This is a genomic window from Wolbachia endosymbiont of Laodelphax striatellus (assembly GCF_007115015.1).
GTDB lineage: Bacteria > Pseudomonadota > Alphaproteobacteria > Rickettsiales > Anaplasmataceae > Wolbachia.
The window spans coordinates 151,327-164,206 of sequence record NZ_MUIX01000001.1; the positions used below are offsets into that span (position 1 = coordinate 151,327).

Here is a 12,880-nt window from a genome sequence, read left to right on the forward strand (position 1 = left end):
ATTATAACCTACCTATTGATATTACCTCCAAGCTTGGTTACTCCTACATCAGAAAGACAAGTTGATACTTTTGAATGGCTTTGAATAGAAGCATTACTTAAATAACTTTGAGGCTCTAAACTCATTTGCTGTTTTTTTACACCATCAACTTCTAATGTACCATCTCCATTGTGTAATGCCTGCTCTATTGATTGATTTAGCAGCCCCTTATTAAATTGAGCTATAAACTTGTCAAACTTTTTAGAACTTAACTTACCAGCTTCTTTACCAGGACATGCTTTCTCTACATATGATTTTAAAATACCTGAAATCTCATTAAATTTACCACTCATGATTTTTCCTGTAACTTCTTTCTGTATTCCCACAAAATCAATATTTAGTCGATGCACTGATACTTTGCTATCCTTTGCAGTTTGCTCTACTACTTTCTCAAATCCCTTTGTAATACTGAGTGCATAGCCCTTTGCTTCTAGTGGAGATATAGACTGATCTACTGTAGAAATATACTTTTGACCTGTAACCCTTCTAATCAATAAGTCAAGTAACATTATCATACCATTTACATCTACTCTTGCATCTACTTGTGAGATTGGACTTGGAGTGCTCTCAGGTTTAGAACTTAACAATCCACTCACAGAGCTTCTTATCCAACCAAATAAATCATTTATCCATGAAGATGGTTTTGCGCCACTGCTTGTTGCTATTTTAGGTTGATTACTTGAATCTATAGCACGAGGTTTGCGTGATAAGTGATGAGAATTATGACCTCCATGGTGATGACGGCGTTTGCGTTGTACAGGTTTTTCTCTCTCTTTATTGAGCTCTTCCTCTAAATAATTTACAATATTATTATATCCTTTATCTCTAGCAATATCTAGCGGTGTTCTACCATCTTTATCTTTAGCATTGACAATGGCCCCCTTTTCTATAAGGTACTTTATCACCTCTAGCTCTCCTTGCTCAGCAGCCACATGCAAAGGTGTACCTCCATATCTATCCTTTATGTTAACACCAGCCCCTTTTTCTATTAAAAATTTTACAACTTCTAAGGAGCCCTTCGATGCTGCATAATGTAGCGGTGTCATACCATTACTTTTATCAGCCTGATCAACGCTTACTCCTTTGCTCAGGAGAAGGTCTACAATATCCTTGTAATTTCTTTTAGCAGTAATGTGGATAGGTTTTCTACCAGCAATAATGTCTATAGCATTAACATCAGCACCTCGTATAATATGATCTTGAACTTTATCAAAGTCTCCGCTTCTTACAGCAATTAATAATTCTTTATCTAGATTTAATTGTGCTTGTCTTAAAATCTCCACTATGTTGTTGTAACCTTTTTGAATAGCCAAATCTGAAGGTGTCTGTCCATCCATATCTGTAGCATTTATATTGGGTTCTCGATCAAGGAGAAGTTTTAATATGTCCAGCCTACCTGCTTTCACAGCAAGATGCAGGGGTTTTTGATCATATGCATTTTGGACCTCAATATCAGTACCTTTATCAAGAAGAAATTGAACCATATCCAAATTTCCTTCCTGAATCGCAAAATGTAAAGGTGTTCCCTGAAACGTCGTTTCATTATTAAATTTAGCACCATTATCAATAAAAAGTTTGACCACACTCCATTTACCTGACCGAGCAGCATAGAGTATAGGTGTGTAACCAAACTTGTCTTGAGCCTCAATGCTTACACCTCTATCAAGAAGAAATTGAACCATATCTAAATTATTCCCTGATACAGCAAAGCATAAAAGTGTTCGATCTTCCTCATCTTGAGCATTAATATTAGCACCATAATTAAGAAGAAGTTCTACTACACTCCATTTACCTGACTGAGTAGCAAGAAATATTGGTGTGTAACCAAACTTATCTTGAACTTCGGGATTAGCACCTCTATCGAGAAGAAGCCTAACTTTATCCCACTCACCAGCTTCAGAAGCAAAATGCAAAGGTGTTCTCTTAAATTTCCCTTGAGCCTCAATATCGCTACTACTTGAAACTTCTAAAGGTAAAGAACTTTCCTGTAAATTGAGAATAGAGCTAACATAATTTAATTTATCAGCACTCTCTGAGTTGTATATTTTATCTATTTCATCACTTAATAGTATTTCTTTATCAGTGAATCTTATAGACAACGTTTTCATTTTAGGTTCTTTATAAAAATCCTTAAAATATATAATACATAACTCCATATTTGCATTAAAAGCGTTGGTAACTATCAAGTCATATCCAGAATAAAGAAAAGCATATTGCCCTGCCTTTTTAGATATAACCAGCTTATTCTTTTCTTCTACTTCCTGAGGCGTTACCACAATGATTCTTTTATCAGAGATGAAAAGTGAAGGCTTTAAATCTAGACTATTGTCTATTTCCATTGGTGCGTTATTAAAAATAATTTGTAATTTCTTATACCACTTATTTATAAGTGCATCTTTTAACCTAATTGTCATTACATCTTGCTGCAAATCAGTGGCTGATATAGACACCTTAATTAATAAATCACTTGCATCTTTAATAACCATTGATATTGGTTTAATACCCAAATCCTCATTTATTTGTTGTACCAACTTACGCAAATCTAGCGTACTCCTTAAACTCCTTTTTCTGTTGATATTGTCATTAATTACTACTTCTCGAATAGGTAAGTCTTCTATATCGAGTGTTTTATGGTCTGAAGTAATTACGCGCATACTGCTTTCTTCTAAAACAATATTTCTTCTTTCAATTTCTTCTCTATTAAGTTCATTGTATATATTTTCCAAAAACGCTGGACAAAAATGAGAGCTTCTTTTCTTCCTTTCACTTAAACATCTACCTAAATCTAACTTATTTTCTGATTGGCCAAGGAAAGTAGATTCTTCAATATCTTTAATCATAGAAGATATTTTACTCTGCTGATTATTTTCTTCAGCTAACATTAATTTAGAGCACTTATCTGCTATATTTTGATCATATCCATTTAACGAAAGATTATTTTGTAAATTCTTTGATAACGCTGAAACCTGAGTGCTATTCGATTTATCTCTAAATTCAGTGAGTTGCTCTAAACTACAGAAATTTTCTGTAAAGCTAACCTGGTCCTGAAGTGAAGAAAAACCAAGACATTGATATGTTGGTTCTTTGTTTTCTCTTTCAAAACCTTCAACTGATATTAAACATTTAAAGTCATTTTCTACTTTAGGAGTATATTTACTTTTATTCTGGTAATTTTCTGAAGCTATATCAATTAAACTTTGTATTTTTCCTACCTCATGTAAGCTAAACTTATCTAATCTGCGTATTGTTATCGGTTCTAAGCCTAGATCAAACTCCAATGTAGAAATCCTATAAGACTTACTATTATTCCAACCTTTTATGTTGACCGTATGATTGGACCTCTTATCACGAAATATCAGATCTGTACCACTACTAGAAACTTCAATCTGATTAGGAGCAATATTTTTTAATATCACTACTCCTATACGTTCTTCATCGTTCCCTAGAGAAGTTAAAGTATCGTCTTGATTATGTGTAATACTGATAGACTGAGTAAAATCTACATTATATTCTTTTACGATCTTTCTATAATCACCCTTAAGTTTGTCTTGATAGTCTATTATTCCATTGACTTCTTGCTGTAAACCTAAATATTGGGAAAAATTACCATTGTTCCACAGAAGAAAATTAACATCTCTCCATTTACTTTGATCATTATAAAAACCTTCTATTCTAATAATAAAAGGAACTTCTCCTTCTCTTATTAATAAGAGATCATCTTTATCTTTATATTTCTCAATATCTTTAAGATGGGAATCTATTACTATATGATCACCTTGAAAGTCCTTAGGCAATAAAAACATATTCTGAGTTTGTGTAGCTTGTAAAAAAGGAACTAATTTCCCTTTTTCTGAAGAAGAACATGACATTGATTGTACATAAGGAATAAATGCTTCTCCTTTGTTATTCATAACTATAAGATGTCTATAATTAGGATCTTGAAGGTAATTTTTTACTCGAATGTTACTATTATTGTGCTTTAAATGCAGGTCACATTGCTGGATTGAAAAATCTTTTTCAACCTCTGGCATAAATAGCGTATCCGCTTTTTCATCATCTGAATGATTATCAATCTTAACTTCTTTATTACCGATACTATCGGCAATAACATACATGTCTCTTCCCTTTCCTCCTCTTGCAAACATAGTGCCTTGATCGAAGTTGATTACATCGTCTCCTGAAGAACCAAAAACCATATGTGGAACAACACTATTATCTTGACTCTGTGTTTTGTCTCTAATAACACTCAAAACTTTATCATCCTTATCATCGTTCAGAATCTTTTTGTAATGAGTTTCAACGTCATCAAAATTACCTAGAGAATATTCTGAATGTAATTCAAATGAACTAATCTTTATAGTTGATGAGTCTGATCTTTCAATCTTAGGAACAATATTACTACCATTTTTATCTATTAGTACAAAGTGAGGTTTATTACTGCTTTGCTCAACATAATTTCTTATATCAAGAGTAAATTGATTATTTTGACCAAAATTTATTCTCAAAGATAAAGTATTACTGTTTTTAGAGTAAGTTATCTGATCACAATCACTTAATAAATCAAATTCAGGAAAAACTACAGTTCCTGTTCCATCTACATCAATTTCTGAATATAAACCCCTACCTTTATACTCTGCAGTTTTTACGTAAAAAGTATAATTGCTTTTTCCACCCTTGACTGTAGTATACGGCGAAATAATTACTTTTCTGCAATTTTCAACTACATCTTTCCTATCTCTATCAAGACCACCGCCACTATCTATTATAACATCACGGTTATCACTTTCTGTAAAATGCTCAGAATCACCCATACACAAGACCTCATCTACCTTGTTCTGCCTTCCAATATAATGGTAATTAAAGAGGTTATTACTAACATAATCATCAATTAACAAACGATTATTTATTCTTACCTGTAATTTCCCATAGGCATTAGGCTTAAAATGATAGCCAATCACACCTGTAACTTTATTTACTGCTAATTGACTTAGATCAAGTATATTAATAGAATTGGTCCCACCAATCATTTTGCCTAAAAAGCTAGGGTTATTTACAAGAACAAACCTATTTACTACATTATTACCACCAGTTATCTTTGTTGTACCTGGATAAATTAGAAAATTATTGTTCCATTTATTGCTTCCAACAATTTCGCCTTTATTTATATTTCGTAAATCATAAACAATTGTACTACCTTTTTGTTTCGTTTTTACCCTACTAACGTGACTAATAACCATTGCATTATCACAGTAGTACAAAGGCGGCTGAACTGAACTTGTAATACCTTTTTCATAATCCTTCTGGGTAACCTTTGGCAAACAAATCCTGCTAGCACCTGGTATACTATCAGGTATAACACGTGAAAGATCTCCGGTATTGCTGTCTTCTTTATCCATAAAAATCTTTGCATAATCAGGCCGAAGAATGTGACCATCCAATTTTCCAAGACCAACACCATAAGCAACAACACTATTAGGAGCATTATTTAAAGCCTTCCATACTTCTTTAGCTAGACTATCAACTGTGTTTTTTCTATCTGCAAGGTGTTGCACATCAGATGCCATATCTTGAAATAGAATTGTTCTCCAAAATATGCTCCAGTTTTCTCCATGGGTCGTATCATACTTTTTCTCGTACTCTACAATATTGCTGACACCACTGTAAACTCCATAACCTACCATGAGCCCAAATCCAACTGCAATACCAACCACCGGCATACCAGCTGCTGTAAGAGCAACACCAGAAACAAATGACACTCCAGAAAAGGATATAGAAGCTATATTATCCCTTATTTCTTTCTCTCCACATGGATTATCACTACTTTCTCTATTTTTACAGTCTACAAGATTATTTGCTGATATACCTATATCGATAATATCAAAGACACCAGCTACAGCCCCTGCCACACCTTTTGCTATTGTACTTCCAAATTTTACTCCCGCCAATTTAACAGCAAATTTTGTCTGCCTACCTAAAGTACCAGGTACAATTCTTGCTACAACCTTTTCAGATGACGTTACAACTTTTGGAGCAATTTTAACCATTACATTTTCAATTGGTTGAGATGCAAAAGACCATCCTATTCCGCCTAGATTTAATCCACAATCTGTTGCCGTTCCATCTTTACAAGATACAATAGCACCATGAATTCCTCTTATTAATTGTATTCCACCTGCAGCATTCATTAACCTGCTTTTTAATTTTGGATTTTTTGTTAAACCACTATTTTGCTGTAAAACATCACTTTGCAAATCCTTAATACGCTCATTCTGAATATAGCGCTCATATCCTTGATCTCCAATCACCTTATCAACTAAATATTTATAGTCACCTTCAATATTTTTGTTTCCAATAAACTCTACTAGCTGAGCGTTTTTCCCTTCATCTTGACTACTTTTAACATAAGTTAGGAACTTTTCACTATCAATTATGACCTTATCTACATTATTTTCATCTACTTTTCCTTTACTAAATTTCTCTACATCGTCCTTTGAAAATAAACAAGGACCAACACTTCTCTTGCTTCTACTACTTTGCTTTACACACCTGTTTAGGTTGAATTTCTTCTTAGTTTGCTGCTGACTAATACTAAAAATAGAGCTATGAATTACTTTAACAGAAGCAAACTCATCTTTGCTCATTAAGATAAGAGAATCTGCATTACTTGCACCTTTATCAAACACAACGCCTATAAAATCCACTTCTTTTCCATCTGTAAGTGTTTTATAAGTTACACCCTTCGTATATTCATCAGCTATTTGTTTATTTGCCTCATCTTTTAACGCATCAGCTGTCTTACCTTCCCTTGGTCCTTTAAGCTCTAACCCTACTGGATCGTATTCTGTAGCACTGCTAGCTTGATCTGCAAACTTAATACCATGCACAACCATATCAATACGTTTTCCCCTACCAGTTTGAAACTCTGTTAATACTAATGCTCTGTTTTCTTGTGATTCTCCTAACTTTATATCACTATAGTAGCTAAATGCTCCATGTAGCACTGCCTGAAAGTGTGCTTCCTTTTCAATCAGAGGTTTTAAAGGAAACGTTCCTTTTCCAATTGCTTTTAATAATTCATTGTACTTATCTATCGAGAGAGTCTGACCTGGCGTAGAAGGACGTTGAGAGCCTAGAGCTTCATCAAATGTTCTTTTTAACTCATCGGGATAAGGAACATTCTCAAAATTACCTTTAAACTTATCAGTCTTTTTATTACTGTACTGTTCTAGAGAGATAGGCTCACCAACTTCCATACTAAAATATTCTTTAAAATCTGACTTTTGTTTTTTAATATTAAAATTAAGATTTAGTTCAACTATTTTTCTGTTTCCTATTTCTTGCTTAAGTTTATCAAGAGGAATTCCTTTACTTACCACCTCAGCTCTTCCATCAGCTTCAACAATATTCATTACATAAGTTAACTTTTTACTGTCCTCTTCTGGAATGAATACCATTGTTACAACTGCATAACTTGGATCTGGATCAATTTCTTTTTTAGGAGCTGTTGTACGTGGAGGTTGTTTGCTAGGTCTAAGAGCTTCTGTAGGTATATTCTCATTTTTTAATACTTCTTTTATTTTTTCTTTTACTCCATCTTTTTCAATAATATCTTTTTTTATAATATTTTTTATTGTTTCTACGTTTTTTCCATTTTCTTCTTTAATTTTTCTTACAATATCCACAATCTCTAGATCTACCAAGCCTAGATCTACACTTTCAACTTCTTTCACTAGATTTCTTACTATTTTGCTTATTTCAGGCTTAGATATCTGATCACAAGCATCAAGAAGCAGATTACAAAACTTAGCATAAGTAACAACATTAGGAATAAAAATATATTTCTTAAATTGAACCTCCAAAGCTTTATCTAACAGTATTGACTGCCCTGACAAAAATCTACTAAAGTAGTGACTATCTCCCTTCTCTCCTGTACCAGGAAATGTATGATAGATACGTTCTATATTCTCTTGAATCTGTGTTTTTAATTGTTTTTGTGTAATCTCACCATTATTTTGCTTATCAATAGATTCCAGTATATTATTAAAGAGAGGAGTGATTTCTTGATCACGTGATTTAGTAGCGATATCTGAAATAGCAGATGGATAATCAAGATTTACGCCAACGCATAGAATATCATTTGCAGTAGTTAAAACTCTCATTACGTTTGGTTGAAAACCTTTTGTATAATCCTCTGCTTGCTTTAAAGCGACAGCTGGAGTAGTTTGACTACCATCTTTTATTTTACCTCCTTTCTCTAACTCTTTTAACTCTTCTTTAGTGGCAGCTTTCAGTTCTATAATAATAGGAATAGCATTCAATGATCTGTCCTTACCACGAGGCACTAGAATAATATCAGCATAACCTCTTCCTGCAAGTTGCTCTAAGTAAACCCTAAGATTATGTCTATAGCGAAAATTCACTAAAGCACCTGCCATAAACCCATGATGTGCTGCTTCTCTTGCTTTATCAGCATAGATAAGCGAACCCTTATATTCAGAGTGGATTTTACTAACTTTTTTAAGAACTTTGTCCAAAGATTTTTCCACCTCTTTTTTATCAGAATTAGTAAGCTTAGCTATGTCATTCTCTGGTTTATTCCATTTTCCTTTTTTTATCTCTGTAAATTGAAGGCGTTTGTCATTCTTATCCAACTTTGTATTTTTTATTTCGACAGTCATTTCGTTATCAGCATTTTTAGAAATTTCTACCAGCTTAACCTCAAGCTCACTCTTAGCATTACTGACATACTGAGTCTTTCCTGGAGCATTCATTTGACTTAATATTTCTTCTAGCTCACCATGACTAAACTCCTTATTTTTACTACCAGAATCCGCAATAACAAAGAGGTTCACTTTATCAATAGCATCTTGTGAACTTTTGATTTCCCCTTTTTTTGTAACAGTGACCTTCAGAGTCTTCGAACCATCAAACCTAAAATATATTTTTTCAATATCTAGCTTTTTTGCAATCTCTGTATCTATCAAGGTAGAAAAGCTTCCTAAAAAGAAATGAGGAAAAAATCCTTCTTTACCTACTGAATGTAAATAAGATGGAATCTGGTCTATATATGATTGAAACCTTGCTTTGAAAGATTCAAAATCATTTCCTTGTTGAGTCGAAGTGCTTGGAGCAGTTTCTCTTTCTCTAATTAACAACTCTATTAATTCAAAGTCCTGTACTCCTTCATTATCAACTTCCCCTTGTTTTCTTTTAGGCATATAATCCTCCTTTTGGACATATAATATTTTTAATGATCACTTAACCTAACATAAGATTGTTTACTAATCTCTACCTCAGCTAAATCACCACTTGGGCCAGGTATGTTTTTTTGATCGAGTTCTTTATCAGCAAACTTACCATACGCTAAAAACTTATTTAATGAATCATGATCTCCTTGCTCTAATATAGAACGTATGTAATCTGCTTGTTTGCAACTCATGAATTCTTTTATTTGATTAGAGTCCAGCTTATCTAGCACCGCCCATACCGGTTCCATAGTACCCTTCTTCACCCAACATACTAATAGATTTGTATGAGAAAAAGATGAATCCATTACTTCTTCATTTATTACAAGTGCACGATGGCTATCAAACCCTTCCTTTATCCATATGTGCATGAAAAGCTTTTTAGCTGCATCTACATAATATCCTGAATAGTCTTGTATTCTTATAGAGTACAAACGGGTATGATAACTATTTTCTGAAATATTACCTGGTTGTAAATAATCAAATAACTTCTGAAATTTATCAAAGTTAAGCATATCTATCATTCTATTTAAAGAACCATAATGACCATTTTTCACTAAATCCCTTTTCAAAAGTTCCGGATATCTATCAGGACTTATCTGATTAAGGAAAAACTCAAATATATTAGGATAAACGCGAAAGTTAGGCCCTGCTGCATATATTGCATTTTTCATCAAGATCTCATCTTTCTTCTGAGCACTTAATTCACCTTCAGGCAATGATTTTATCTTATTCCAAAAGAATTCCACTGCCTCTGCCCGTTTCCAATCTATAGCACAGTCAAGCCCATACTCATATGGATGACGGCCTTTCAAATCTAACTCAGACATATAACCACCAATATGGTGCGACCAAAAAGTCTTTAGGGGATTCCCATAGCTTAAATTACTTACTAACCTCTTTAACGAATCATCATTTTCTACATTACGTTCCTTCCTATAATCCTCAAATATTTTGACGATATCCTCTTCTAAACAACACTCACATGCAATTTTGTATCTATCAGTGCCAAAAGGATTTGGATTATTATCTGAACTTGGCGTAATTAATTTTTTACCTACCATTTGTCCATTGAGCTTAACTCCATGTAAATTATTAACTTTCTCCCAGCAATCTTCACTAGATAACACTTGTGCAAGAAAATTATTTCTTATTTCACCATACCCTGCATGTATCTTCCAATGCGCATAGCACCAACGTTCAATTTGTAAAAGCTTAGATGCCCTGTAGTGATCATCTTCCTTAATAGATGAAAACAAAACTTCTGCAATATCCTCACGATCCATAATTACCTCCTTTTGAACAATAAAAGAATGTTTTACTCCTCACGTACCATAATGAATTAGTCTAATATATTTTAGGTATATTATTCCACCTTTAAAACTTGTCAATTACTATTTTAGAAAAATTTTCTAACCTAAAGTAGTTTTAGGCAAAAAACCCTTATATAGGCCCAACACATGACATTTTATTTATTTTGAATTCTGTTTCGTCATGAGTTTGTCTTCATTATTCTTCCGCAAACAAATCAATATTAATTTAATAAAATATATTATTAAGATCTCAAGCAAAATAACCATTTTCAGCGCTCAAAACCAGCAAGCGTGAGAAGAGTTTGTTTTGGGATGCGTTGGTCTACCATGTGTACCATACGAACTTTTTATTATAGTGATTTCATTATACGCTAAAATTAGCCATATTAGGCCATTTCATCCACATCTATATACGAACTGTTTTGCTTGAGCTTATGGAAATAATTTAAATCTTCTATTTTTATAATCTTATTTTATGCTGCTTTTTCTCACAAATATACGACCTTTTTTGAAGGAGTAAATAATTGAAATCCTTATGACACTAAGTTGAAGTATTTTTCTATCAAATTCGAAATAAAAGATATTTTTCTATACCTATATACAACAAATTTGCAGTTTCGAGAAACATATAAAACCCTTGCTGATCATATCAAGTATGTAATAATCAAAACATAGGTTTTTAAAGTGAGGTAAATTATGTATCCTAATGTACACGAAAGTAATGGTAATACTAAGTTACATTGTGCTGCTAAAGATGGCAACTCAGAAGCAGTTCAAGCTTTACTAAACAAAGATGCTGATGTTGAGGCACAAAACGACAATGGCGATACTGCTTTACATATAGCTGCTCAAGAAGGCCACTTAGAAATAGTTAAAGCTCTGTTAGGTAAAGGAGCCAGTGTTGAAGAACAAAATAGCGAAGGCTGCACTGCTCTTCATTGTGCTACTGAAAATGGTTGCTTAGCAGTAGTTAAGTACTTTATAAATGAAAAAAGAATCAATATTAACCAAAAGAACGATGATAATGAAACTCCTTTACATATAGCTGCTGAAGATGGCCACTTAGAAGTAGTTCAATTTCTGTTAGAAAAAGGGGCTAGTGTTGAGGAACCAGGTAACGAAGGGCGTACTGCTTTGCATTATGCTGCTAGAGAAGGTCACTTAGGAATAGTTCAAGCTCTATTAGATAAAGATGCTGATATTGATGCACAAAACAACAATGGCGATACTGCTTTGCATCTTGCTGCCGAAAACGGTCGCTTAGCAATAGTTAAGTACTTTGTAGACGAAAAAGGAATTGATATTAACCAAGAGAACGATGATAATGAAACTCCTTTGCATATTGCTGCTAGAGAGGACCGCTTAGAAGTAGTTAAATTTCTGTTAGAAAAAGGAGCCGTTTTTGAGGCAAAAGAAAATGATGACTTAACTGCTTTGCATTATACTGCTGCAAATGGTCACTCAGAAGTAGTTCAAGCTCTATTGGATAAAATGGATAATGCTGACATATTAAAGAAGAGTTTCAAATGTGTCTTGCATATTCCTGCTCGAGAGGGCTACTTAGAAATAGTACAAGCTCTACTAGACAAAGGTGCTGATGTTGAAGCAAAAAACAACGATGGCGATACTGCTTTGAATGAAGCTGCTGGATGTGGTCATTTGGAAGTAGTTCAATTTCTGTTAGAAAAGGGTGCTAGTTTTGAAACACGAAACAACGAAGGCTGTACTGCTTTGCATATAGCTGCTGAAACTGGCCACTTAGAAGTAGTTCAAGCTCTGTTAGACAAAGGGGCTAACGTTGAAGCAAAAAGCAAAAGTGGCAGTACTGCGTTGCATGAAGCTGCTAGAATGGGTTGCTCAGACATAGTTCAATATCTTGTAGAGGAAAAAAAGGCTACTATTGACGTAAAGGACGTTGATTGTAATACCCCCCTGGATTTAGCTGATAGAAACGGCCACAAAAATATTGTTGAGTATCTTAATTTTCAAGAAAAGAAGCATTCTGAAACTTCAAAAGCAATAAAGACTAGTTTCTCTGTAGGTGTAATAGCCATGTTGACAGTAACTATGGGATGTATTGTTACTCATGTTAGTTTATCAATATTAGTTATTGCTGCATTGATAGTTGGAGCCATTGCTGGCAGCATTACATATAGAATATTAAAACCTAGTACTAAGCTAAATGAATATGAAGTAGAGATACAAAGTTTACCAGAAACCGATAACATCTTAAGAGTAAATGTTACATAGCTCTTGTTTTTTATGTCAAGTATATAATAATAA

The 12,880-nt window shown here is 33.5% G+C and carries 3 protein-coding genes; 1 reads left to right on the plus strand and 2 read right to left on the minus strand.

The features are described from left to right. Positions 1-8: 8 nt before the first annotated feature. On the minus strand, positions 9-9,257 hold the full coding sequence (locus BVG17_RS00730) for an ankyrin repeat domain-containing protein (RefSeq protein ID WP_143688758.1): 9,249 nt from the start codon (positions 9,255-9,257) through the stop codon (positions 9-11). Positions 9,258-9,286: 29 nt separating this feature from the next. Next, positions 9,287-10,570: a hypothetical protein gene (locus BVG17_RS00735; RefSeq protein ID WP_143688759.1), complete on the minus strand. Its 1,284-nt coding sequence runs from the start codon at positions 10,568-10,570 to the stop codon at positions 9,287-9,289. 723 nt (positions 10,571-11,293) lie between these two features. Between BVG17_RS00735 and BVG17_RS00740 the strand changes: the two genes are divergently transcribed. After that, positions 11,294-12,847, plus strand: coding sequence for an ankyrin repeat domain-containing protein (locus BVG17_RS00740; protein WP_143688760.1), 1,554 nt, complete (start codon positions 11,294-11,296; stop codon positions 12,845-12,847). Positions 12,848-12,880 lie beyond the last annotated feature (33 nt).

Bases quoted from the DNA above. Each gene is read 5' to 3' on its own strand.
- BVG17_RS00740 (WP_143688760.1), top strand. From the start codon at position 11,294: ATGTATCCTAATGTACACGAAAGTAATGGTAATACTAAGTTACATTGT.
- BVG17_RS00730 (WP_143688758.1), bottom strand. From the start codon at position 9,257: ATGCCTAAAAGAAAACAAGGGGAAGTTGATAATGAAGGAGTACAGGAC.
- BVG17_RS00735 (WP_143688759.1), bottom strand. From the start codon at position 10,570: ATGGATCGTGAGGATATTGCAGAAGTTTTGTTTTCATCTATTAAGGAA.